Origin of the sequence: Moraxella oblonga NBRC 102422, assembly GCF_001598275.1 — a bacterium.
In the GTDB taxonomy this organism is placed as follows: domain Bacteria; phylum Pseudomonadota; class Gammaproteobacteria; order Pseudomonadales; family Moraxellaceae; genus Moraxella; species Moraxella oblonga.
In genome coordinates this window covers 1-20821 of record NZ_BCYQ01000039.1, presented here as the reverse complement: position 1 = coordinate 20821, position 20821 = coordinate 1, and the positions used below count along the sequence as shown (strand labels likewise).

Below are 20821 nucleotides of genomic sequence, written 5' to 3'. Positions count from 1 at the left end.
AAGATTTTTGATAATCCTGATGCCTTTAAACAACAAAGCATAGGGATTGGGCGAGTGTAATTTTTATTTAAGTAGTAGTTAATCCAATGTACGGAGCATTTTATGAGTTTTAATATCCACACCGAACGCCAAGCCTTAAAAGATTTGGTAGATACTTTTTCCAATTTAGCAGACGAGAAAAAAGTCGCCGAGCAAATGCCACTTTTTACCGATAATGCCATTGTTCATACCTTTATTGGTGGCAAACTCGTGTTTGAGATGAATGGCGTTGCCCAGATTGAACAAGTGTTTAGCGAATTTTTAACGCCATTTCACAGCGTGTATCACATCAATGGACAGCATACCGTGTCGTTTATTGATGAAAATAATGCCGCAGCGATTAACTATTGTGCGGTGAAACTCGTTGAGACCAAAGACGGTAAAGAAATTTTGCACGACCACAGTGTGCGTTACAATGACACCTATGTCAAAGAAAATGGTCATTGGAAAATCGCCAAACGCATTGCCAATTTTATGATTAGTGAAAGTAGAGTAATTGGCTGATTGTTAAAATAAAAACACCGTTTTTGTGATGAAAGCGGTGTTTTTCTTTTTAAAATGGGAAAAAAATAACCCCCCCCTTTTTTTTTTGGTAGCCTAAAAAATTTAAAAACCCCTTGCAATTAGTCCTAAAATTGACTAAAATACGCCAATAAGTCAATTTTAGGGGTTTTTATGTCTTTACTGAAAAACGGTCAGTGGGTTGCCGACCAAGAATTAAGCCATACCGATACCATTATCACGCAGAGTACGCCAATGGCGAACCGCTATCATTTGTATATTTCGCTGGCGTGCCCCTATGCCCACCGTGCCAATCTGGTGGTGCAATTTTTGGGCTTGCCAATTGATGTATCCAGCGTTTCGCCCTTAAAAACAGATGGTTGGGGTTTTGATAAAGCATATCCAGACCTTTTGTTCGGCGTGCAAAACCTGTATGAGATTTATCAAAAACACCAAGCCGATTTTTCAGGCAGGGCAACCGTGCCTGTGCTGTGGGATAAAGCAGGCAACCGCATAGCGTCCAATCAATCATCCGAATTGGCTTTGCATTTGGCGAGCGATTGGCAGGATTTGGCAAATAACCCTTATTGCCTTGTGCCGTCTGAATTAAAAGATGACATCATTGCCCTAAACGCTTGGCTAAACGACCACATTACCGCCAAAGTCTATCAAGTAGGGCTTGCCAAAAATCAAGATGATTATGAGCGACATCTGTTTGAATTGTTTGGTGATTTGGCAACATTAAACAACCGCCTTGCTTTGCAAAAATACCTGTTTGGCGATGACATCACGCTGTCGGACTTTTTCCTGTTTCCGACTTTGGTGCGTTTTGAAAAAGTGTATGCCACTTTGTTTAAATGCAGTCTTACACCTTTGTCCGATTTTGGGCATTTGTACCGTTATCTGATTGATTTATATCAGATTGACCGCATTCAAAACACGGTGGATGTAGAATATATCGTGCAAAATTATTTTTATTCATTTGCCAATGTCAATCCCAGCCGTGTCGTGCCAAAAGTGGCAAAATTGGGGTGGGAATAAGATAACACACCGCTTGGATTAAGGTTCAAGCGGTGTTTTTCTTGCTAAATTTTGCAAATAAACTTTTCAGGCTGCCTAAAAAAATTTAAAAACCCCTTGCAATTCGTCCTAAAATTGACTAAAATACGCAATTAGTGAATTTTAGGACTATTTTTATGAGCAATACCCTCAAAAATCCCCTAGACCAACTGGGCGATATTTCTACCAAAATAGTGGCAAGTTATGCCATTTTTGCCAAAAAATATGGCATTAGCGATAATGAATTGGCGATTTTTTATGCCCTCTGGGTCAATGAATTTCGCACGCAAAAACAAATTGCCGATGAATATGTGCTTGCCAAACAAACCATTAACACTTTATGCAAACGCTTTGAGGCAGACGGTTTAATCACAAGTATCATTAGTCAAAATGACAAACGAGAAAAAATCCTATCCTTGACTGATAAGGGTAAAGCCTTTGCCAAACCCATTATTGAAACGCTGTTAAACCTTGAACAACAAATCATTGATGAATTTGGTATAGAACGCCTGTTATTTTTATTAAATGAAACCAATAAGTTACAGGCACTTATTGCCAGCCGTTTGGAAAGTTAAGTTTTTTATTTTAGGAGCATTTTATGCACTGGTCTATTTTATTGGCGATTGCCATTTGCAGTGAAGTATTTGGTACAACGATGATGAAATTATCACAAGGGTTTTCTAAGCCTTTGCCATCGGTGGGTTTTGTCATCGGCTTTGGTTTGGCTTTTTATATGTTGTCTTTGGCATTAAAAAGTATTCCGCTTGGAATGGCGTATGCGATTTGGTCTGGTGTCGGGCTTGTTTTGACGGCAATTGTTGGCGTGGTGGTGTTTGGCGAAAAGGTGGATTTTTGGGGAATGGCGAGCATTGGACTGATTTTGGTAGGGGTGATAATGATGAATACACTGTCCAAAATGGGTGGGCATTAGGATAAACACCGCTTGCAGGAATGTTTAAGCGGTTTTTTCTTAAATTTTTAAAAACCAAAACCATTGACCGTGTTATAATACCCCACAAATCAATCCGTTAGCAAGGTTTTGTATGTCGCACTCTTATGCTGTTGCCCCAAACGACATTTTGGATTTTTGGTTTCATCAGGACAATCAAGCTTTTTGGTTTGTGCAAAATGATGACTTTGACCGCACCATTTCTCAACAATTTTATGAGACTTGGACAAAGGCAATAGAAGGCGAGCTGTATCATTGGCGGACGACTTTGCAAGGGCGACTTGCCGAAATCATCGTTTTAGACCAGTTTTCACGCAACCTACACCGCCAAAGCAAAGAGGCTTTTGCTTATGATTTGACCGCTTTGGTGCTTGCCCAAGAAGCCATCAACCAGCCTGATTTTGCCAGCCTAAACCCAAGCGAGCGTCATTTTATGCTGATGCCGTTGATGCACAGCGAAAGTGCCGACATTCATCACAAGGCGGTGGCGTTGTTTGAGGCACTGGGCAATCCCAAAGCCCTTGATTTTGAATTACAGCACAAAGCCATTATTGACCGTTTTGGACGCTATCCGCACCGAAATGCCGTACTGGGACGAGATAGCACCCCTGATGAGCTGGAATTTTTAAAAAGCCATTCGGGGTTTTGATGATAAATGCTGTTTGGGGTGGGGTAGGTGGTGTTTGTCTAAATTTGACAAAATTATTCCCCACAAATATATTTTAAACAATTTAATTTTAAGTTATAATAGTCGCATTTTTCAAACGAGTTTGCCCAATGCACGAACAACTTAAACTTTCTAACCAGCTTTGCTTTCCTTTGTATGTCCTATCCAAAGCGATTATCAAAAAATACACACCCTTTTTGGACACACTTGATTTGACTTATCCGCAGTATTTGGTGATGCTCATTTTGTGGGAATTTGGCGAGCAAAGTGTGGGCGATATTGGCGATAAACTCTATTTGGATAGCGGTACGCTGACACCACTTTTAAAACGCTTGCAAAATAAGGGCTTGGTGGAGCGAAAACGCTCAACAACAGATGAACGCAGTGTGGTGATTAGCCTAACCGACACAGGACGGCAATTGGAAAATCAGGCAACGCACATTCCCCAAGAAATCGGCAAATGTTTACATTTATCCGTTGATGAAATCAATGTACTTAAAAAAATCGTGGAGCGAGTGGGGGAGTGATGTTTCATAGAATGTTGCTATTCTCATTATTATCAATATTGAAATCAAGAGCAATTAACAATTTGGTTTTGTCAATTTTGGGTAAAAATAAAATTTGCCAATAATATTTTTTTGAATATTCAATAAAAATAATTATTGAATGATGTATTGATAATCTTGTATAATTTTAGCTAGAAATATATTGGAGTTTTTAGCTACATCAAAATAGGTATCATAAAAATAATGATGTAATATGGTTTTTATGTGGTTGACTTCTTTAAAATAATTGATAATTTCACTCTTTCTGTTGCCAATTTCGTTTTTGGAATATTGGCTATCAATATCCCCCAACTCTTTACTTTGTCTTGATTTAATAATTTCTTTTATCAAAGGTTCAACAAATTTATTTTCAAAATCGTGGCAACGAATAAATGCCCAAACTGTATGATTGGTGAAATTTTTCTGTTCTAATTCGTTACAAAATTTTAAAAAATCATTTTGGTTTTGCGTGCATTGATTTAATTGATTGTGAAATTTTGATATTCTATCCTTGTATGATGAAAAGTCTTGTTTTAAAGCAATGTCTTGGCATTCTTGATTGGAAAACTTTATAGTATTTATCCAGTCATCGTGTGAAATTTGATGATATTTATTATTGAGTAAAAATAATAATTTACAATAGGGCTCAAACCAAATTTTGGATAACTCATTAAAAATATCCAAAATTGGATTATAATGATTTTCTAAATATAGTTGGAATTTATTTTCTAATATTCTATGCAAGCATTCTGGAGAATAGGTAATATTTTCTCGTCCGTGTGTGTAAGTTTGTAAAATAAAGGAGCTATTATTGTGAAATAATATACTTTCATCTCTGTAGTTTGGACATAAATAATCAAAATCGCTATCAATGGCAATAAGCTGATTTTGATTACAAATCTGCAATAGTTTTGATTTACCGGTAATGGTTGAACCATTTTCTGAATATAATTTTACCTCGTGTTTGGTAGCAATTTTTTGCCAAAATTGCTTATCGGTAATATCCTCAATATAAATAATACCCAATTTACTTTTATCATTGCTTTCAAATTGAGACAATATTTTGGCATAATCTGCAATATGTTCATCAAAAATACGACCCATCATTGTGTGATTTCTTCCATAGTAACATACATATCATTCCAGCCATTCATAATAATAGCAGGGCTATGCGTAACAATGATAAATTGTGCATCAGGATTTAATAAAGTTAATTGTTTAATAAATTGTGATTGCCAATTTACATGTAAGGAAATTTCAGGCTCATCCATTAAAATAATGGCGGTTTTATTTTTATCTTGATTGCTTAATGCCACACGCAATAAAATATAAATTAATTGGCGTTCACCTGATGATAAATCAGAGTAATTAAGCTGTTTTTTTAGTTGAATATCGGTATAAATTAGCTCATTATTTTTATAGGAAACCTGTTTATCAATTTGACTAAAAAATGAATTTAGACTGATTACCAATCTTTCAATAATTTCATTTGATTGAATTTTATTTAATTCGTAAATTGTTTCACGAATCTCCATATCCAAAGCATTGGTTTTTTCTTGGTTGCTTTTTTGGATGATATGATTGGCGTTGGAGTTTGTTAGATTGCTAGTAATTAAATCTATATAAATATTTTCTGGTTTATTTGTTGAAGGAAGTTTGTGGTTATCAGGCGTTAATTCATAAAAACGATATTGTGGCGTAATGCCTTCTAAAATATGAATGAAATCTTCTTCTCTCAGATTGTTTTTATTTGAGCCTTCTTTAAACCATTCTTCTTTAAATTTTTTTGTCAATTCTTCAAGAATTTCATCCTTGTTTTTGTAATAAAAATATATTTTTTTATTACTAAGTTGAATGATTGAACCAAATGTCAAATCAGTAATAGTTTCTGATATTATTTTTGTAATAGAACTATGTATTATCATTAATAATTTTGATTTCCCACTCCCATTTTCCCCAACCAAAACATTGACTTGGGGATTAAGTTTCCAAAGTATGTCTTTTTTGCCAAATAGACCTTCAATTTGTACTTCTTGAATTTTCATTTTTTACTCTGAGAGCTTGATTTTGTGTTGTATTTTAACAAAAACCTGTTTAAAAATAAAGACCGTCAGTTTCTCTTGACTTCTTCCCATTTCCTGCTTATAATATGTTTAAATTTTTAAACTTATGAGAATATCAATGACCCAGCCAGCCCAAATGACTGCAATGACCGTCCAAAAATACGGCAAAACTTCTGTCAAAAAATCCACCGTGCCAATGCCTGCTTTTGGCGATGATGATATTTTGGTCAAGGTAGCGAGTGCCAGCGTCAATCCGCTTGATTTTAAAATTAGAAATGGCGATTTAAAGCTGGTTTTGCCTTTTTCTCTGCCCCTGATTTTGGGCAATGATTTTGCTGGTGTGGTGGTAGCAGTTGGCAAAAATGTTAAAAATTTTAAAACAAGGTGGAAAAGTTGTCAGCGTGGCAGGAATGCCAACCAAAGATTTTGCCAAAGAAATGGGGCTTTCTTGGTGGAAACAATTTGCGATGGGCTTAATCAGTGCCAAAATCCACAAAACCGCCCACAATTATGGGACAAGTTATGAATTTTTGTTTATGAAACCGTCTGGCAAAGAGTTAAATATCATCAAAACTTGGGCAGAAGTGAGTAAATTACGCCCAATCATTGACCAAGTTTTTGCCTTTGATGATACCCAAAAAGCCTTAGAATACAGCGAAAGCGGACGAGCAAAGGGTAAGATTGTGATTGAGATGGGCTAACTTTGGCTCGCCAAAATACCATTGAGATTATTTTCAAGCCAATCCACCAACGCATCAATTTTTTGTGCTGCCTGTCGCCCATATTCGGTCAAAGTATAATCGGTATGCGGTGGCACGGTGTTGTAGGATTTGCGAATCAGCATGCCATCTTGCTCTAATTGCTTTAAAGTCTCCGATAACATTCGTTCACTCACGCCTTCAATTTCACGGCGAATCTCGCTAAACCGCTTTGTACCGTCAAGTAGCACAATCATCACAAGCACGCCCCAACGGCTGGTTAAGTGATTTAAAATCAAACGGCTGGGGCAACCTTTGGACAATACTCGTCCTTTGTCAAAAGATTTCATTATTTTTACCTTAAAATTCAATTGATTAAAAAAAATTTCCATACTTACAAATTTGTAAGTACTTATAAAAAGTAAATAATGCATTTATAATAGCAAACTCTTTTAATAAAATCCAGTCGTTAGATTTATGATGAATTTTTTACACCCTTTTCAAACTCAAATTTTAGCCATTTTACGCATTGTTACAGGCTATGCTTTTTTCTTGCACGGCACTGCCAAAGCCTTTGGTTTTCCGATTGACCAAACCCAATACATTGGCGGTAATTGGTTGTCGCCAATCGGTGTGGCAGCTGTATTGGAGTTGGTGGGCGGACTCTTGATTATATTGGGTCTGTTTACTCGCCCAGTCGCTTTTGTGTTGTCGGGTTTAATGGCGGCGGCGTATTTTATGATGCATTTTTCCATTTTCCCATTGGTCAAAGCAGGCGATGCAGCGATGTTATTTAGTTTTGTATTTTTGTATTTGGCAAGTGCTGGTGGCGGTGCGTGGTCGCTGGATAACCAATTTTTTAAAAAATAATTATCAGTCAAACCCCTTAACAACGATTTGAAGTTAAGTGGTTTTTTGTGAGCATATTTTGGAAAAATATTTTATTTTCAATAGTTTATAAATTATTTTTAAACTTACAAATTTGTAAGTACTTATAAAAAGTAACTTTTTAAATTATAATATGCCACATCAGCACAATCAATGTATCGGAGTAATTGAATGAAAGCACTGATTTTATCACTTGTTTTGGCAAGCGTGGCTTTGACAGGCTGTCAGACGGTGTCTAATGTCGCCAATCCAGCCAAAGCCAGCGTATCTACCGCACAAAGCAAAACCGAACGCAACAAAGCCAATGCCATTGCGTTTTATGAAATGGCATTTAATCAGCACAAAGTTGCCGAAGCCACCGCAAAATATGTGGGCGACACTTACCTGCAACACAATCCGACTGTGGCAGATGGCGGACAAGCCTTTATTGATGCCTTTGTGCCGTTTTTAAAACAGCACCCCAAATCGTCTGCCAAAATCCATCGTGTGATTGCCGAAGGTGATTTGGTGGTGTTGCACGTTCATAGCCGTCTTGATGAAAATGATAAGGGCGAGGCGGTGGTGGATATTTTCCGTTTTGACGACAATGGCAAAATTGTGGAGCATTGGGATACCATTCAAGCCATACCTGAAAAAACCGTGAGTGGTCGTACAATGTTTTAATTTATTGATTGATAAGGAGTTTTTATGTCCAATATTTTGGTTATTTCTGCCCACCAAGATTTAAATATTTCGGTGAGCAACCGTCTGATTTTAGATGAGCTTACGCAGCATTTTGGTGATAAAATCAGCATTCGCCGTCTGTCTGATTTGTACCCTGATTATCAAATTGATGTTAAGGCAGAGCAGGACGCCTTGATTGGGGCGGATGTGGTGCTACTACAATACCCCACCTTTTGGTTTAATACCCCTGCCATTTTAAAAAAATGGCTAGACGATGTATGGCTCTATGGCTTTGCCTATGGCGAGGGTGGCGATAAACTGCACGGCAAGAAACTTCTTGTTTCTACCACCACAGGCTCAGGCGAAAATACCTACAATGGGCAGATTGTGGCGACCATTGATGATTTGGTCAAACCTGTTAAGCATTCTGCACTTTATGCAGGTTTTGACTGGCAGGGCGTGTATCCTTTGTATGGAGCTTTGTATATACAAGGCGTGCATAATGATGAGCATTTGGCACAATTACAAACTAATGCCAAAAATCATAGCAACACTTTGATTGAAAAATTAGAAGCATTACTTTGATTTGAAAAGATAAAACACCGTTTGGAGACATTCAAGTGGTGTTTTTTTGTTAATAAATCTTTTGGGTAGTCTAAAAAAACATATTTTCCATTTATAAAAACCAACCTCCCAATAATCGCCATTCTATTCCCAATTTTAAAATTTTATAATAAGCCCATAAACTTAAATTGGAGAACAAAATGAGCGATTATCTTGACAATTCAAACAAACAAATGAAACTGGCGATGATGTTTGTCACAGGTTATGGCAACGAATCTTATGCGTGGCGACTTGCCGATAGCAATGAGCGAGCCTATGGTGGTAGGTCTTGATTTATCCAAAGCAATGAAATTTAAGCCTTATGGTGCGATTAAGCTTGCCAATAAATTAAATGGTGCGATTGCAGTTTTGGGGCTTGCGATGGAAGCGTGGGATAGTTATAAAAAGGCTCAAATGGAAGAAGAGTTTAAGCAAGCTATTAGTGATTTTAAAAATGACATACAAACCCAACAAAAAGAGTTGTTGGCATTAATTGATGGCAATGAATTTATACCTGCTTTCTTTCAAGGTTATCTTGAACTTCAAAATGCAGTACAAAAATTAGGTGAACAAAAACAAGCCGAACAGGACAGACAACAGGCATTTTATGAATGGAAAAAACAAGGCGAAGTGATTGAGGCGGAATTTAGAGAATTAAACACTTTATAAACATAATAAAAAACACTGTTTTTATAATAAAAACAGTGTTTTTTTAAGCACCCCAACAATTCACAACAATTTCATCCATCCACACAAAAGCCAAATCCATTGTACTTTTAACACATCAACAGTTTATCATGTTTTGTAGTAACTGCCCTAAATTTTTTGCATTTTTAAAGACATTTTCCACCAAGTATCTAAGTTTGTATCAGTTGCTGTTCATTGGACTTTGGTCTTTGCTGTGATTGTGTTTTGGTATGTTGGGTGTTGGCTTGTTTGATTTGTTCTCTTAGTTTATCACAATCATAACTTTTATCAGCACTTAGTATGTTGGCGTTGCCACTTGCATTTTGCCAGATTTTGACCATCTGTGGTAAATTTTATTTAAAATAAACAAAGGTTTTTTGTTCGTGGTAAGTTTGTCAAACCATCACAAAAAACCGCTTTATCCAAAGGCTTAGCTTAGATGAACGGTTTTTGTATGATTTTGATGTGAATTAAGTATAAATAGGATAACAATTACCAAACTCATGAGGTGAATCCCCTCCCACAAAATGCCTATACGAATGCGAAATAAAACACCCTCTACGATTAATCTAAGATTGTGCTTGTTGTAAACACTAAGTTGTAGTAAAATCGCTTTTAACTTGTGTCATCATTTATCTGTGAGTAAAGTGCAAGTCATGACGATTTTGGTGCTTTGGTTGGGTTAGAGCTTTCATTGTGCCAAAATCGTTGTTTGTTTTGTAAATGATTATTAGGGTGTTTTACATCTTGTAATATATTCACAAGACAGTTAATTTTTGTGAATTTTTTCAAATTTAGCCATTTTTCAAAAGGAAAAGATAGCCATGCCGATGAATCGCATCAAAGCCTTTTTTGAGTTGGAAGCTGCTGGGGGTATTATCCTTGCTCTGGCCGCCGTGCTTGCCATGATTGTTGCCAACTCACCCTTGCATGATTTGTATCATGCCTTTATCCACGCCCCTGTGGTGGTACAAATTGGTGCTTTTGAGATTGCCAAAGATGCCCACCACTGGATTAATGACGGCTTAATGGCGATTTTTTTCTTTTTGGTGGGATTAGAGCTCAAAAGAGAAGCCTTGATTGGTGAGTTGTCTGACATCAAACAAATCATCTTGCCTGCCTTGTGTGCGGTTGGTGGCATGATTGTACCTGCCCTTGTTTACACAACCCTAAATCATGGCGACCCCACTGCCATGAAGGGTTGGGCAATCCCCACCGCCACTGACATTGCCTTTGCCATCGGGGTGCTTAGTCTTTTGGGCAACAAAGTCCCCAATGCCCTAAAAGTGTTTTTGGTGTCTATTGCCATTTTTGATGACTTGGGGGCGATTATCATCATTGCTTTGTTTTACACCAGTGAGTTATCACTTGTATCGCTTGGTGTGGCAGGGATTTGTTTGCCATTCTTATTTTTATTAAATCGTCTTAATGTCGTTCGTCTGACCCCTTATATTCTCATTGGGGCAGTACTGTGGGCGGCGATGTTAAAGTCAGGCGTTCATGCTACCTTAGCTGGTGTTTTGTTGGCGTTTTTTATTCCCTTAAAAAATAAGCTAGATCCAGAACACTCACCTTTAGAAGAACTAGAACACGACCTGCATAACACCGTTGCCTTTGGGATTTTGCCCTTATTTGCCTTTGCCAACGCAGGCATTAGTTTGGTTGGTACTTCGTTTTCTAGCCTTGTGCATGGTGTGCCAATGGGTATTGCGTTGGGTCTATTCATCGGCAAGCAAATTGGGGTGATAATTCCTGTGCTGGTGATGACCAAACTTGGGTTTGCCAAGTTGCCAAGCGGAACCAATTTTAAACAAATCTATGGCGTATCACTCCTATGTGGTATCGGCTTTACGATGAGTTTGTTTATTTCAGGACTTGCCTTTGGGGGTGTGCCAGAGGGCTATGACCCACGGCTTGGTATTATTTTAGGTTCGCTCATTTCTGGAATTTTGGGCTATTTGATTTTAAGAAAATGTATCCCTAATGCTGACCACCCCACACTCATCAAAAATGACGAGATGTATTTAGGAACAGGTGAACCACCCAAACACTAAACAAACACCAAAAAAGCGGATATATGTCCGCTTTTTTTGCGTCATTTTACAGATGATTGATGAAAAAAATTCTATTCAAAAATAAACAAAGGTTTTTTGTTCGTGGTGAACTTATCAAATCATAAAGACAACCGCTTCATTTGTAAGGCTTAGCTCAGGGTGAATGGTTTTTGTATGATTTTGATATGAATTAAGTATGGTTTAAAGACTATGCCATAACAAAAACCAAAAAGACAACCCAGCCAAAAACCGCCAAAATCATTAACGGCAAAGTGCGAAATTCTTTATAAAAAATCACACGGCTGGTAATGGGCGTTAAAAACAAAATTGCCAAACCAACAATGGTGGCATTTAATTTAAAATTCATAGGCTAAGTCCAATGGTTGTGAAAATTGACCAATTGTTATATAATAACAAGCCAAACCCACAGCCCAAGCGTGGGTTTATTTTTGATAATGATAATCGTTTTTGATTAGAAAGTCAAGGATTGTGGTAAAATTTACCTATTGTTGCTTAAAATATTTATGCAACCATTTGAATTATAATGATTTAAAAGATAAATAATGCCACTTTCTACCCCTATAAAACAGTGTTCATCACACGCTCTATCCACGCCTGTCTGTCCGCCACTGATGATTTTGGGGAAGGGCATTTTAGCTCCTTTTTAAAATTATTAATAATTCTTTTAATGAACCGTCAAATAACCAAATAAATGCGCACATCAAATACAAACACAAAGACGGTAAAAAATTGGCATCTCGCATAAACCCAACCACTTCGGGATTTTTAATGCTCCAATACAGCCAATAAACTCCGTCCACCGAAAACCATAAGCCAAAAACCGCCAAAATAATTAGTGGTAAGGTGCGAAATTCTTTATAAAAAATCACACGGCTGGTAATCGGTGAGAAAATATAAGTGCTAATTGCCATTATAAAACTGATATTAAAATCCCAATCAATCGCCTGCTCCACCACCGAACCCACAAGCAAAATGCCAATACCACAAGCAAGGCTAAATAATTTCCACGCTCGTAGATAGTCTTTGATAGAAACAATTTTCATAAATGGTTTTTTAAAAAAAATTAAAGATATTATAACAAAAAATTATTTAAAAGCAATTTTTGTGAAGTTTTAAAAAAAATCATCATTTTTCATATTTATTTTAAAAGTAAAAAAATACTTTTATGGTGTAAAGAGTATATCACAACATTTAGGTTTAGACTTTTAATGGTGCGTAATACGCACCGTTTTTAAAATACAAATAAAGAGACATCATACATTTTTTATTATATAATTCTCTAATATTTTCCCTATTAAATTCGGATACTCATTTTGTGATTGATAAAGTTGTGGATAGCGTTCAATAAATTCTTTAAAAATATCCACAATTTTTAATAAAAATTCATTATCATCAATCTTATCCAACAATCGTGATATGATAACATACAATAAAAGCATACATTCTTTTTTGGGCGTGCCATTTGCCAATTTTAGTAAAATTTCTGAATATTCTTGATGACGAATGAATTGTGGAAATAAATGAATACTCTTTGCTACATAAAAAATCAACTTTTTCTCATCTTTATATTGCAAAATAAACTCAAACGCAGAATTAGGAAAAAATTGATACATAAATCCAATATGACCAAGTATTAAAATGGCGTTTCTTATAATTTTTTCATTGTTTTCTTGACAAGAAAAACCAATGATATTTTCAATAAATTCATCATTTGCCAACATAAGTTTTCTATCGTTATGATATTCTTTTGCAGACAAATTCAATAACTTTTTAGAAAGATTGATGGGATTTTGTTCATTCAAATGACAGATTTGATTAAAATAAGCAATATAATTCATTGCAACCCCTTTTTTAAAAATTACCATTATACCCCAAACCCCCACCGTTTACCACTTTTCCACCACCCAAAAAGGTGCTATAATACCGCCCTTTACCCAAAGTGTTTAGTACGCACTTTATATTACTTTTAAATCATTCCACTGGTAGCGGTTAAATGTTCACTCGTAACGAACATCACTACCAACGCCAACATTAGGAGACTTCTTATGGTTGCAATCACACTTCCAAATGGCGACATCAAGCACTTTGACGGTGCAACAACAGTAATGGACATTGCCCAAAGTATCGGTGCAGGACTTGCCAAAGCCACCGTTGCAGGCAAAGTTAATGGTAAACTTGTGGACGCCTCTGACCCCATCACGACAGATGCAACCGTACAAATCATCACACCAAAGGATAGCGAGGGTGTGGAGATTATCCGCCACTCGTGTGCACACCTTTTGGGACACGCCGTCAAACAGCTATTTCCAGAGGTTAAAATGGTCATCGGGCCTGTGATTGATGAGGGGTTTTATTATGACATTTTTAGCGAAAAGCCCTTTACCTCTGATGATATGACCGCCATTGAAGCTCGTATGGTGGAGCTGATTAACCAAGATTATGATGTCATCAAAAAAATGACCCCACGAGCAGAAGTCATTGAAATCTTTAAAAATCGTGGCGAAGATTACAAACTGCGTCTGATTGATGATATGCCGGATGAGACGGCAATGGGGCTGTATTATCATCAAGAATATATTGATATGTGCCGTGGGCCCCACGTGCCCAATACTCGCTTTTTAAAGGCGTTTAAACTGACCAAAATGAGCGGTGCCTACTGGCGAGGGGACGCCAAAAACGAACAATTACAACGCATCTACGGCACGGCGTGGGCAGACAAAAAAGAGCTACAAGCCTACATCAAACGCATTGAAGAAGCTGAAAAACGAGACCATCGCAAAATCGGCAAAGCCTTAAATCTGTTCCATTTGCAAGAAGAAGCCCCCGGTATGGTGTTTTGGCATCCCAATGGCTGGACGGTGTGGCAGGTGCTTGAACAATATATGCGTAAGGTACAAAAAGACAACGGCTACCAAGAGATTAAAACCCCGCAAGTGGTGGACAGAAGCCTGTGGGAAAAGTCAGGGCATTGGGAAAATTATGGCGATATGATGTTTACCACCTCATCAGAAAAGCGAGACTATGCCATCAAACCGATGAACTGCCCTTGCCACGTGCAGGTGTTTAATCAGGGCTTAAAGTCGTACCGTGATTTGCCCTTGCGTTTGGCGGAATTTGGCTCGTGCCATCGTAATGAGCCGTCTGGGTCATTGCACGGCATTATGCGAGTGCGTGGCTTTGTTCAAGACGATGCCCATATCTTTTGTAGCAATGCCCAAATCAGAAGTGAAGCCCTTGATTTTATTAAATTGACTTTGCAGGTCTATAAAGATTTTGGCTTTGATGATGTACAAATGAAGCTCTCCACTCGCCCCGAAAAACGAGTCGGCTCTGATGAGCTTTGGGACTTAGCCGAAAAAGATTTGGCGGACGCTTTGGATAACGCAGGACTTGCTTGGGAACTCCAAGAAGGCGAAGGGGCGTTTTATGGTCCTAAGATTGAATTTAGCCTAAAAGACTGCTTGGGGCGTGTGTGGCAATGTGGCACGCTACAACTGGACTTTAACTTACCAGAGCGACTGGGGGCAGAATATGTGGGCGAGTCTGGCGAAAAAGAACGCCCTGTCATGCTTCATCGTGCGATTTTGGGCAGTTTTGAACGCTTTATTGGTATCTTGATTGAGCATTATGCAGGTTGGTTTCCTGCGTGGCTTGCCCCTCAGCAGGTGGTGGTAATGAACATCACCGACAAGCAAGCGGACAATGTCGCTGATACCGTCAAAGCCTTGACCGACAAGGGCTACCGTGCCATTGCCGATGTTCGTAACGAAAAAATCGGCTTTAAAATCCGTGAACGCACCCTTGAACGCATTCCCTTTATGCTTGTTTTGGGCGATAAAGAAGTGGAAAGCGGTACGGTCAATGTGCGTACAAGAGAGGGCGAGAATTTGGGCAGTATGAGCCTAGCTGACTTTATGAGCGTGCTGGGTACGGCGATTGAGAAGAAGGGAAGGGTTGAAGTGAAAGCGGAGTAACTTTGCCTTTTTATAAAAAATACAAGTCAAATTTTGGCTTGTATTTTTTTATTACTTTAATTAGAATAACCAAAATCCCTTTGATTGGGGCATAAAATGTCTAAAATTATCAAATCATTATCTGTATTAACAATTAGTGCTTTTTTGCTATCAGGGTGTGCATCAATGCTGGTTGATGAAATGACAAATAGAAGTCCAAAAGATATTACATTATTTCAAGATGAATTTGTCGCCATTGGTAAGCCCAGTCAGCCAATTTCAGGATTTAACAATGTTCTGATACTCGCAAGCCCAAAAAATAGCTTGATTGTAGAATTGGAAAACAAAGATTATCATCTATTTAATCAATTAGTTCCCCAGCTACAAAGTGGCAAAATCAATAATCAGCATTTAAATCTTTCTAGTGATGGTAATGAGAAAGGAATAAAATTAGACAAACAAAAACAAATTCATAGAATTCAAGATAATTTTCTTTTACAATATTGGGAATGGAGTGTTCCAAAAGACAGTTATACCCAAAAAGAGTTAACCAAGATGGGATTTAGATGTACATTTTACAAAGACTTACAAGGAAATCCAAAAACCTTTGAGCTTGATTCAGCATTGCTTTGCGAATATAAATTAACAGCAAAATTAACGCTAGCTAATGCAGTCAAGAACAGCTATAATTTAACCCACCAGTTTAAACAACCTTTTAAATACCATATTTATTACACAAAAAACAATAATGTATTAAAAGCAACTGGCCTTATATTAACACCCGTTGCGTTTGCGGTTGATTTGGTTACATTACCAATTCATATAGCAACGGTTGGTATATTTATTCCACGCCTACCAGATAGATAAACAAATAAAAATCTATTCAAAAGAGATTTTGAGTAGATTTTTTTTGCTTTAATTGGCTTATGATAGATGCAGTCAATTTGACTTGTATTTTCTTATGGATTTGTTATGATAATAAGAATGTTTTTTATGGAGTGATACAATGAAAAAGTTCACCATCGCCTTATTTACCACACTTGCCCTAAGTGTGTCCGCTCACGCCCAAACCTGCAAAGTTACTGACCCCACAGGAACGCCCTTAAATGTGCGTGCAACACCCAATGGCAAAGTTATTGGAAAGGTCAAAAACAACACAGTTGTTTATGTGAGCAAATACGATTATGACAATAAAGGTCGTCCGTGGGCTCTGATTTTTAATGCCAAAAACGATAAATATATCGGTTGGGTATATCGTGAATTTATCAGTTGTTACTAATTTTAAAAAAATCCATTCAAAAAATTGAGTGGATTTTTTATTTTAAAAATGCCTTACCAAACAAATCATCATAATCATTCATTAAAATAATCCGCCATAAATTTAACCACTCCTTTAAGTCCCACTAAGTTTTCGCTCTTTGGGCTTTTTTAATAAATTCACCAAAGGCTTGCAATATGGATTGTTCATTTAATAATCCATATTGGTCAGCTTGGGTGGATAATTCGTCAGGTGTATGTAAAGTAAGTACGGTCATAAATTAACTTTTGGATTAAAATGGTCTTTGTTCTCGTATCGGATTTGGGTGATTTTGTCAAATGGTAAAATTATCGTACTTCCTACCATTTTTAATTTTTAACTTGTGTTTGTTTTATAAATTTGTTATGATGACAAAAATGGTTTTTTAAGGAATATTTAATGAAAAGTGTAAAAGTTTTAGTCTTTTGTGCGTTATTGGTGGTAAGTGGACAAAGTTTTGCTAAAATACCCAAAGCCATAGAGATAAAATTTGACAAAGGTGATTATTGTGCCACCTATGAAATTGACACCCGTAGCGACCTGCATATTTATTTAAACAAAAATCAAAAGTTTACCATTAATTTAATTGCAGGCATTGCAAAACCCCACCTTACTAATAGCAAAGGTGATGGTATTAAATATGATTATGACGAAGTATATAGTCAAAAATACGACATTAAGCAAGCACAATGGAAATATCATATTGCAAACAAGGGAAAATATATGATTGGATTTGACATACCGCACGACAGCCATACTTATGCCGAACTTGAATTTTGTGCTTATTGATAATAAAAACCCATTTAAATTTGAATGGTTTTTTATCATGGCATGAAATAGTTAATACACCTTATGATAATTTTTAAAATCCTCTTTTATTTTGGTGTCATGTGTACACGATGCACAATTGAAATATTTTAAGCCTCAAACGATAAACAACGTCTGCTTACTTTAATAGTTTTGCGGTCATAAAAATAGCTCCTACCCCATCAACCGATACTGACTAGGACTTGTGCCGTAGAGCTTTTTAAAGGCTTTGCTAAAATGTGTTTCGGATAAAAACCCTGACGACAACGCCACCGACAACACAGAATCATTGCTCTGCCTTAATAACATTGCCGATTTTTGTAATCTAAGTTTATGCACAAAAGCGTGCGGACTGACCCCCAAGTGCTGATTAAAGAGGCGAATGAGCTGGGAGCGAGACAGATGAGCAAGGTTTGCCATTGCCTCCACCGACCATTCTTGTTCAGGATTTTGGATAATTTTGCCAAGCAAGGCGTGCAATCTAGGCTCGCCAAGCCCCTTTAAAATACCAAGCACGCCACCGCCTTGTTTGCCTTGTTCTTGCTCCAAAAAAGTGCGTAAAATCAAAGTAAAAATCATAGTCGTCAAGGCATTCACAACCGATGCTGACCCCATTTTTGTTTGCAATGCTTCTGCTTTTAATAATTCAATCATAGATTGCAAAGGTGTGCCAGCTGTATGTAAGATGAGCATTGGTGGCAGGCTGTTGATGAGTTCTGCCCCACTGTCATAGCCAAAATGCAAACAAAACAAATCGCACGCCTTTGTACCCATCATACCCTCGCCCACCGTTAGTCTTGTAAACACATCATAATTGAGTGTTGGCGTAGGGTAAGTTTGTGCGGTGTTTTTGGTGGTATCATCGCTTAGAGTGTGCGTTATCATTCTAGGAAAAAAGACAATGTCGCCCTCTTGCAGACTTAGCTCTTTTCCAAGCTCGTCTGCCACCACAAAAGCACGCCCTTTATGCACAATGTGGGCAACTGCTTGATTGGTTTTGGGGGCGTTGATGAGTTGCCAGTCGCCTTGTAATTGACAATTTACCGTAACACCCCCAGTAATCTGTGCCAAAGCAATCAATTTGTCCAAAATATCCATTGTAGTCCCCAAGTGGTAATGATGCGAACTTTTGTCCACAATTTGAAACGATTTGACTATTATACTTAGCAAAATATACTATAATAATAGCATTATTTTATCACATTGACAAATCAAAGAGGTTGTTATGACACAATTTGCAGACTGGAAAGCCATTGGCACACACACCAAAAAATCTTTTGGTAAACTAGGCAAAAATCACCCAAAAATGCTAGAAGCCTATGGCAATCTTGACGAAGCCATCAACGCCGAAGGCTTAGATGCCAAAACCAAAGAACTCATTGCCATCGCTGTTGCTGTTACCACTCGCTGTGAAAGCTGTATCGCTGTTCACACCGAAAAGGCTTTGGCGGCAGGTGCAAGTGATGCCGAAATCGCAGGGGCATTGGCAACCGCCATCTCGCTAAATGCAGGAGCAACTTATGCGTACGCTTTGCGTGCGATGGAAGCGGTTGAACAACACAAAGGTGAATAACTCTATTGTAAGGAAAATTCAATGAAGCACTTTGCATTATTGGCGGGGGTTTTGTTAAGTTTGAGTGCGTGTGCCAATTCTGGTGAACCTACCCAAAATAGCCAAACCACCACCCAAACCCAAGAAGTCAAAGCCCAAGAAGCACCAGCTCAAACCGCCCAAACCCCAGAAAAGGCGGCTGGTATCTGGATTGATGTGCGTTCGCCAGAAGAGTTTGCACAAGGTCATCTAACAGATGCAGTCAATATTGTTCACACCGATATTGCCAGCAAGATTGCTGATGTTGAACCCAACAAAGACGCTCCCATCAACCTATACTGCAAATCTGGTCGCCGTGCCGAAGCTGCTCTACAAGAGCTAAAAAAGCTAGGCTACACCAATGTTACCAATCATGGTGGTTATGATGACTTGGTCAAGCAGGGGTTAAAATAATTCGGTATTCAACCCCTATGCCTAAGCTATAATACCAAGTCCGACCATACAGCCAAAACCAGAGCAATCATTATGTTGCCCTTAGACCATTGCCCAAAATGTCAATACCGTCATATTGTTAAGGCAGGTTTTGCCTGTGGTAAGCAAAGATGCAGATGTAAATACTGCATCTTGCAAGGTTTAAACGCAAAGGCAAATGTTGTACTAAATGCCATAAGATGATAGAGAATTATTATACTTAATTCATATCAAAACTATACAGCAAAACCGTTCGCCCTGAGCTTGTCGAAGGGCGGTTTTCCGTTATGGTTCGACAAGCTCACCACGAACGAAAAACCTTTGTCTGGTTTTGAATAGAATTGACTATAAATCTACTTTTTGCTAAGTGGAATGGTAGATTGAGTTATGTATAGTTGGTGAACAATGCCATTTGTTTAAATAACGTTCATACTACGATTTTTTTGTTGGCGTACTGGATTTCTGTATGGGTATTGGATGTTGTATCCAATACCAATCTATTGGATTTAACCCTCATCTCTCTTATCCAACTTCTTTACTCCTAATTTTTGCCAAAATTCTTGTCTTAACTGCTCTTTATATTCATCGTGCAAACACCAACGCTCATCTTTGACGTGTTCTAGGCGTGTAAACTTTATAGATGCAAGCCAAATATACCAAGTATTTAGGTATGACCCAAAAAACACTAGTGCATACACTAATGATGTATCGGATTTACCATAATTAAGATGGCAAATCATGTCGTTGGGTGAGCAATTTTTATATTCATAACCATAAACATCGATAAGAAACACCATCAAGATTAAACAAACAGTAATAACAAATAAAGTCAAAAACGTATATTTAAAACTGTGCATGGTAAACAGAATCATTCTGACACTGGGCAAACGGCATTTGATGAAAAAATAAATGGTAGCAAGAATGATGTACAAATGAAACACAAAATGAGCAGTAGCAGTGCTGTTTTTGTTGCCATCTACCAATGTCTGTATATAAGGCAAATAGTCTTTTAAAAAGAGATATTCAGTATTTAAGCTAATATCAAACCACATCAATAAACAACAAATAGGAACAATAACAACCAACCCAAATCCAGTCAAATTTTCTGCCATATAATCTGCATAAGCGGATTTTTTGATGACATATTCAATTTCTTGTTCGTTGAGGAGCATGGTTTGACCTGTTGTATTTTGAAGGGTTTATTTGTATGATACCAAGAAGATTCTCAAAGTCAAGGAGGTTATTATGTCAAACAAATTCATACAATAACAAGTGCTTTGTTTGAAAGTTGGTTTAAACAAATA

30 protein-coding genes and 1 pseudogene are annotated in these 20821 nt (G+C 37.5%); 20 read left to right on the top strand and 11 right to left on the bottom strand.

All coding sequences use genetic code 11. From position 1 onward, the window contains the following. Window positions 1-102 precede the first annotated feature (102 nt). The 6 genes from MOB01S_RS09920 to MOB01S_RS09895 all read left to right on the top strand — a co-directional run bounded on the left by MOB01S_RS09920 (window position 103) and on the right by MOB01S_RS09895 (window position 3742). Window positions 103-543 (top strand): nuclear transport factor 2 family protein, encoded by a 441-nt coding sequence (locus MOB01S_RS09920; protein ID WP_066804724.1) that lies wholly within the window; start codon window positions 103-105, stop codon window positions 541-543. A 171-nt stretch (window positions 544-714) separates the two neighbouring features. Next, the gene (locus tag MOB01S_RS09915; RefSeq protein WP_066804721.1) at window positions 715-1581 is read left to right on the top strand and encodes a glutathione S-transferase C-terminal domain-containing protein; all 867 of its coding nucleotides are present in this window, start codon (window positions 715-717) and stop codon (window positions 1579-1581) included. Window positions 1582-1736: 155 nt separating this feature from the next. Continuing rightward, window positions 1737-2174, top strand: coding sequence for a MarR family winged helix-turn-helix transcriptional regulator (locus tag MOB01S_RS09910; RefSeq protein WP_066804718.1), 438 nt, complete (start codon window positions 1737-1739; stop codon window positions 2172-2174). A gap of 23 nt (window positions 2175-2197) precedes the next feature. Then, window positions 2198-2530: a DMT family transporter gene (locus MOB01S_RS09905; RefSeq protein WP_066804715.1), complete on the top strand. Its 333-nt coding sequence runs from the start codon at window positions 2198-2200 to the stop codon at window positions 2528-2530. Window positions 2531-2642: 112 nt separating this feature from the next. Then, window positions 2643-3197, top strand: a complete 555-nt coding sequence (locus MOB01S_RS09900; RefSeq protein WP_066804712.1) for a DUF924 family protein — start codon at window positions 2643-2645, stop codon at window positions 3195-3197. A gap of 128 nt (window positions 3198-3325) precedes the next feature. Continuing rightward, on the top strand, window positions 3326-3742 hold the full coding sequence (locus MOB01S_RS09895; RefSeq protein WP_066804709.1) for a MarR family winged helix-turn-helix transcriptional regulator: 417 nt from the start codon (window positions 3326-3328) through the stop codon (window positions 3740-3742). Between the two features lie 132 nt (window positions 3743-3874). On the opposite strand, the gene MOB01S_RS09890 is transcribed toward MOB01S_RS09895, so the two are convergent. After that, the gene (locus MOB01S_RS09890) at window positions 3875-4867 is read right to left on the bottom strand and encodes a DUF4435 domain-containing protein (protein ID WP_066804706.1); all 993 of its coding nucleotides are present in this window, start codon (window positions 4865-4867) and stop codon (window positions 3875-3877) included. Then, window positions 4864-5805: an AAA family ATPase gene (locus tag MOB01S_RS09885; protein ID WP_066804703.1), complete on the bottom strand. Its 942-nt coding sequence runs from the start codon at window positions 5803-5805 to the stop codon at window positions 4864-4866. The genes MOB01S_RS09890 and MOB01S_RS09885 overlap by 4 nt, the downstream gene beginning before the upstream one ends. Before the next feature lie 124 nt (window positions 5806-5929). Here MOB01S_RS09885 and MOB01S_RS12990 point away from each other — a divergent pair. Together MOB01S_RS12990 and MOB01S_RS12705 are read left to right on the top strand one after the other, a co-directional pair. Then, a pseudogene (locus MOB01S_RS12990) lies at window positions 5930-6142 on the top strand (hypothetical protein); the annotation flags it as partial. Between the two features lie 43 nt (window positions 6143-6185). After that, the gene (locus MOB01S_RS12705) at window positions 6186-6524 is read left to right on the top strand and encodes a zinc-binding dehydrogenase (RefSeq protein WP_066804698.1); all 339 of its coding nucleotides are present in this window, start codon (window positions 6186-6188) and stop codon (window positions 6522-6524) included. On the opposite strand, the gene MOB01S_RS09870 is transcribed toward MOB01S_RS12705, so the two are convergent. Then, a complete protein-coding gene (locus MOB01S_RS09870; protein ID WP_066804696.1) occupies window positions 6521-6871 on the bottom strand; it encodes a winged helix-turn-helix transcriptional regulator in 351 nt (116 codons plus the stop codon). The genes MOB01S_RS12705 and MOB01S_RS09870 overlap by 4 nt on opposite strands. A gap of 130 nt (window positions 6872-7001) precedes the next feature. On the opposite strand from MOB01S_RS09870, the gene MOB01S_RS09865 reads away from it, so the two are divergent. The 5 genes from MOB01S_RS09865 (at window position 7002) to MOB01S_RS09850 (ending at window position 9344) form a co-directional block, all read left to right on the top strand. Continuing rightward, window positions 7002-7391 (top strand): DoxX family protein, encoded by a 390-nt coding sequence (locus MOB01S_RS09865; RefSeq protein WP_157073965.1) that lies wholly within the window; start codon window positions 7002-7004, stop codon window positions 7389-7391. A 189-nt stretch (window positions 7392-7580) separates the two neighbouring features. Beyond that, window positions 7581-8072 carry a nuclear transport factor 2 family protein gene (locus tag MOB01S_RS09860; protein ID WP_084349703.1) on the top strand — a complete coding sequence of 164 codons (492 nt, stop codon included), beginning with the start codon at window positions 7581-7583 and terminating at the stop codon, window positions 8070-8072. 24 nt (window positions 8073-8096) lie between these two features. Further along, the gene (locus MOB01S_RS09855; RefSeq protein WP_066804689.1) at window positions 8097-8657 is read left to right on the top strand and encodes an NAD(P)H-dependent oxidoreductase; all 561 of its coding nucleotides are present in this window, start codon (window positions 8097-8099) and stop codon (window positions 8655-8657) included. 179 nt (window positions 8658-8836) lie between these two features. Beyond that, window positions 8837-8968 carry a hypothetical protein gene (locus tag MOB01S_RS12890; RefSeq protein WP_281177249.1) on the top strand — a complete coding sequence of 44 codons (132 nt, stop codon included), beginning with the start codon at window positions 8837-8839 and terminating at the stop codon, window positions 8966-8968. After that, window positions 8916-9344 carry a LeoA/HP0731 family dynamin-like GTPase gene (locus MOB01S_RS09850; protein WP_369406664.1) on the top strand — a complete coding sequence of 143 codons (429 nt, stop codon included), beginning with the start codon at window positions 8916-8918 and terminating at the stop codon, window positions 9342-9344. The genes MOB01S_RS12890 and MOB01S_RS09850 overlap by 53 nt, the downstream gene beginning before the upstream one ends. 188 nt (window positions 9345-9532) lie before the next feature. Here the strand turns inward: MOB01S_RS09850 and MOB01S_RS12395 are convergent, their stop codons facing one another. Next, window positions 9533-9703, bottom strand: a complete 171-nt coding sequence (locus tag MOB01S_RS12395) for a hypothetical protein (protein WP_157073963.1) — start codon at window positions 9701-9703, stop codon at window positions 9533-9535. 483 nt (window positions 9704-10186) lie between these two features. Between MOB01S_RS12395 and nhaA the strand changes: the two genes are divergently transcribed. Further along, window positions 10187-11416: a Na+/H+ antiporter NhaA gene (gene nhaA / locus MOB01S_RS09845; RefSeq protein WP_066804682.1), complete on the top strand. Its 1230-nt coding sequence runs from the start codon at window positions 10187-10189 to the stop codon at window positions 11414-11416. Between the two features lie 208 nt (window positions 11417-11624). Here the strand turns inward: nhaA and MOB01S_RS12390 are convergent, their stop codons facing one another. The 4 genes from MOB01S_RS12390 to MOB01S_RS09835 all read right to left on the bottom strand — a co-directional run bounded on the left by MOB01S_RS12390 (window position 11625) and on the right by MOB01S_RS09835 (window position 13275). Next, complete coding sequence (locus tag MOB01S_RS12390; RefSeq protein ID WP_157073962.1) at window positions 11625-11783, bottom strand: hypothetical protein; 159 nt, start codon at window positions 11781-11783, stop codon at window positions 11625-11627. Between the two features lie 132 nt (window positions 11784-11915). Beyond that, the gene (locus MOB01S_RS12385; RefSeq protein ID WP_157073961.1) at window positions 11916-12068 is read right to left on the bottom strand and encodes a hypothetical protein; all 153 of its coding nucleotides are present in this window, start codon (window positions 12066-12068) and stop codon (window positions 11916-11918) included. Window position 12069: 1 nt separating this feature from the next. Continuing rightward, on the bottom strand, window positions 12070-12480 hold the full coding sequence (locus tag MOB01S_RS09840) for a hypothetical protein (protein ID WP_066804678.1): 411 nt from the start codon (window positions 12478-12480) through the stop codon (window positions 12070-12072). A gap of 210 nt (window positions 12481-12690) precedes the next feature. Then, entirely contained in the window at window positions 12691-13275 is a 585-nt protein-coding gene (locus tag MOB01S_RS09835) for a hypothetical protein (protein ID WP_157073960.1), read from the bottom strand. A gap of 207 nt (window positions 13276-13482) precedes the next feature. On the opposite strand from MOB01S_RS09835, the gene thrS reads away from it, so the two are divergent. The 3 genes from thrS (at window position 13483) to MOB01S_RS09820 (ending at window position 16669) form a co-directional block, all read left to right on the top strand. Next, window positions 13483-15411, top strand: coding sequence for a threonine--tRNA ligase (gene thrS / locus MOB01S_RS09830; RefSeq protein ID WP_066804676.1), 1929 nt, complete (start codon window positions 13483-13485; stop codon window positions 15409-15411). 96 nt (window positions 15412-15507) lie between these two features. After that, window positions 15508-16257 (top strand): YidX family protein, encoded by a 750-nt coding sequence (locus MOB01S_RS09825; RefSeq protein WP_066804675.1) that lies wholly within the window; start codon window positions 15508-15510, stop codon window positions 16255-16257. 139 nt (window positions 16258-16396) lie between these two features. Continuing rightward, window positions 16397-16669, top strand: a complete 273-nt coding sequence (locus MOB01S_RS09820; RefSeq protein WP_066804670.1) for an SH3 domain-containing protein — start codon at window positions 16397-16399, stop codon at window positions 16667-16669. A gap of 124 nt (window positions 16670-16793) precedes the next feature. Here MOB01S_RS09820 and MOB01S_RS12885 read toward each other — a convergent pair whose 3' ends face one another. After that, window positions 16794-16925 (bottom strand): hypothetical protein, encoded by a 132-nt coding sequence (locus MOB01S_RS12885; RefSeq protein ID WP_281177248.1) that lies wholly within the window; start codon window positions 16923-16925, stop codon window positions 16794-16796. A gap of 161 nt (window positions 16926-17086) precedes the next feature. Here MOB01S_RS12885 and MOB01S_RS09815 point away from each other — a divergent pair, with 161 nt between their 5' ends. Then, window positions 17087-17476: a hypothetical protein gene (locus tag MOB01S_RS09815; protein ID WP_066804667.1), complete on the top strand. Its 390-nt coding sequence runs from the start codon at window positions 17087-17089 to the stop codon at window positions 17474-17476. 192 nt (window positions 17477-17668) lie between these two features. Here MOB01S_RS09815 and MOB01S_RS09810 read toward each other — a convergent pair whose 3' ends face one another. Next, window positions 17669-18592: a cupin domain-containing protein gene (locus MOB01S_RS09810; protein WP_066804665.1), complete on the bottom strand. Its 924-nt coding sequence runs from the start codon at window positions 18590-18592 to the stop codon at window positions 17669-17671. 127 nt (window positions 18593-18719) lie between these two features. On the opposite strand from MOB01S_RS09810, the gene MOB01S_RS09805 reads away from it, so the two are divergent. Together MOB01S_RS09805 and MOB01S_RS09800 are read left to right on the top strand one after the other, a co-directional pair. Beyond that, on the top strand, window positions 18720-19067 hold the full coding sequence (locus MOB01S_RS09805; protein ID WP_066804659.1) for a carboxymuconolactone decarboxylase family protein: 348 nt from the start codon (window positions 18720-18722) through the stop codon (window positions 19065-19067). A gap of 21 nt (window positions 19068-19088) precedes the next feature. Continuing rightward, window positions 19089-19499: a rhodanese-like domain-containing protein gene (locus MOB01S_RS09800; protein ID WP_066804652.1), complete on the top strand. Its 411-nt coding sequence runs from the start codon at window positions 19089-19091 to the stop codon at window positions 19497-19499. 524 nt (window positions 19500-20023) lie between these two features. Here MOB01S_RS09800 and MOB01S_RS09795 read toward each other — a convergent pair. Then, complete coding sequence (locus MOB01S_RS09795; RefSeq protein ID WP_066804650.1) at window positions 20024-20689, bottom strand: hypothetical protein; 666 nt, start codon at window positions 20687-20689, stop codon at window positions 20024-20026. Window positions 20690-20821 lie beyond the last annotated feature (132 nt).

Excerpts from the sequence above, each read along its gene's own strand:
- MOB01S_RS09835 (WP_157073960.1), bottom strand. The coding sequence starts at position 13,275 with ATGAATTATATTGCTTATTTTAATCAAATCTGTCATTTGAATGAACAA.
- MOB01S_RS09860 (WP_084349703.1), top strand. The coding sequence starts at position 7,581 with ATGAAAGCACTGATTTTATCACTTGTTTTGGCAAGCGTGGCTTTGACA.
- MOB01S_RS09805 (WP_066804659.1), top strand. The coding sequence starts at position 18,720 with ATGACACAATTTGCAGACTGGAAAGCCATTGGCACACACACCAAAAAA.
- MOB01S_RS09915 (WP_066804721.1), top strand. The coding sequence starts at position 715 with ATGTCTTTACTGAAAAACGGTCAGTGGGTTGCCGACCAAGAATTAAGC.
- MOB01S_RS09890 (WP_066804706.1), bottom strand. The coding sequence starts at position 4,867 with ATGATGGGTCGTATTTTTGATGAACATATTGCAGATTATGCCAAAATA.
- nhaA (WP_066804682.1), top strand. The coding sequence starts at position 10,187 with ATGCCGATGAATCGCATCAAAGCCTTTTTTGAGTTGGAAGCTGCTGGG.
- MOB01S_RS12890 (WP_281177249.1), top strand. The coding sequence starts at position 8,837 with ATGAGCGATTATCTTGACAATTCAAACAAACAAATGAAACTGGCGATG.
- MOB01S_RS09795 (WP_066804650.1), bottom strand. The coding sequence starts at position 20,689 with ATGCTCCTCAACGAACAAGAAATTGAATATGTCATCAAAAAATCCGCT.
- MOB01S_RS12885 (WP_281177248.1), bottom strand. The coding sequence starts at position 16,925 with ATGACCGTACTTACTTTACATACACCTGACGAATTATCCACCCAAGCT.
- thrS (WP_066804676.1), top strand. The coding sequence starts at position 13,483 with ATGGTTGCAATCACACTTCCAAATGGCGACATCAAGCACTTTGACGGT.
- MOB01S_RS12705 (WP_066804698.1), top strand. The coding sequence starts at position 6,186 with ATGTTAAAAATTTTAAAACAAGGTGGAAAAGTTGTCAGCGTGGCAGGA.
- MOB01S_RS09900 (WP_066804712.1), top strand. The coding sequence starts at position 2,643 with ATGTCGCACTCTTATGCTGTTGCCCCAAACGACATTTTGGATTTTTGG.
- MOB01S_RS09820 (WP_066804670.1), top strand. The coding sequence starts at position 16,397 with ATGAAAAAGTTCACCATCGCCTTATTTACCACACTTGCCCTAAGTGTG.
- MOB01S_RS12395 (WP_157073963.1), bottom strand. The coding sequence starts at position 9,703 with ATGGTCAAAATCTGGCAAAATGCAAGTGGCAACGCCAACATACTAAGT.
- MOB01S_RS09885 (WP_066804703.1), bottom strand. The coding sequence starts at position 5,805 with ATGAAAATTCAAGAAGTACAAATTGAAGGTCTATTTGGCAAAAAAGAC.
- MOB01S_RS09815 (WP_066804667.1), top strand. The coding sequence starts at position 17,087 with ATGAAAAGTGTAAAAGTTTTAGTCTTTTGTGCGTTATTGGTGGTAAGT.
- MOB01S_RS09865 (WP_157073965.1), top strand. The coding sequence starts at position 7,002 with ATGAATTTTTTACACCCTTTTCAAACTCAAATTTTAGCCATTTTACGC.
- MOB01S_RS09895 (WP_066804709.1), top strand. The coding sequence starts at position 3,326 with ATGCACGAACAACTTAAACTTTCTAACCAGCTTTGCTTTCCTTTGTAT.
- MOB01S_RS09910 (WP_066804718.1), top strand. The coding sequence starts at position 1,737 with ATGAGCAATACCCTCAAAAATCCCCTAGACCAACTGGGCGATATTTCT.
- MOB01S_RS09810 (WP_066804665.1), bottom strand. The coding sequence starts at position 18,592 with ATGGATATTTTGGACAAATTGATTGCTTTGGCACAGATTACTGGGGGT.
- MOB01S_RS09840 (WP_066804678.1), bottom strand. The coding sequence starts at position 12,480 with ATGAAAATTGTTTCTATCAAAGACTATCTACGAGCGTGGAAATTATTT.
- MOB01S_RS09825 (WP_066804675.1), top strand. The coding sequence starts at position 15,508 with ATGTCTAAAATTATCAAATCATTATCTGTATTAACAATTAGTGCTTTT.
- MOB01S_RS09800 (WP_066804652.1), top strand. The coding sequence starts at position 19,089 with ATGAAGCACTTTGCATTATTGGCGGGGGTTTTGTTAAGTTTGAGTGCG.
- MOB01S_RS09855 (WP_066804689.1), top strand. The coding sequence starts at position 8,097 with ATGTCCAATATTTTGGTTATTTCTGCCCACCAAGATTTAAATATTTCG.
- MOB01S_RS09905 (WP_066804715.1), top strand. The coding sequence starts at position 2,198 with ATGCACTGGTCTATTTTATTGGCGATTGCCATTTGCAGTGAAGTATTT.
- MOB01S_RS12385 (WP_157073961.1), bottom strand. The coding sequence starts at position 12,068 with ATGCCCTTCCCCAAAATCATCAGTGGCGGACAGACAGGCGTGGATAGA.
- MOB01S_RS09850 (WP_369406664.1), top strand. The coding sequence starts at position 8,916 with ATGCGTGGCGACTTGCCGATAGCAATGAGCGAGCCTATGGTGGTAGGT.
- MOB01S_RS09920 (WP_066804724.1), top strand. The coding sequence starts at position 103 with ATGAGTTTTAATATCCACACCGAACGCCAAGCCTTAAAAGATTTGGTA.
- MOB01S_RS09870 (WP_066804696.1), bottom strand. The coding sequence starts at position 6,871 with ATGAAATCTTTTGACAAAGGACGAGTATTGTCCAAAGGTTGCCCCAGC.
- MOB01S_RS12390 (WP_157073962.1), bottom strand. The coding sequence starts at position 11,783 with ATGAATTTTAAATTAAATGCCACCATTGTTGGTTTGGCAATTTTGTTT.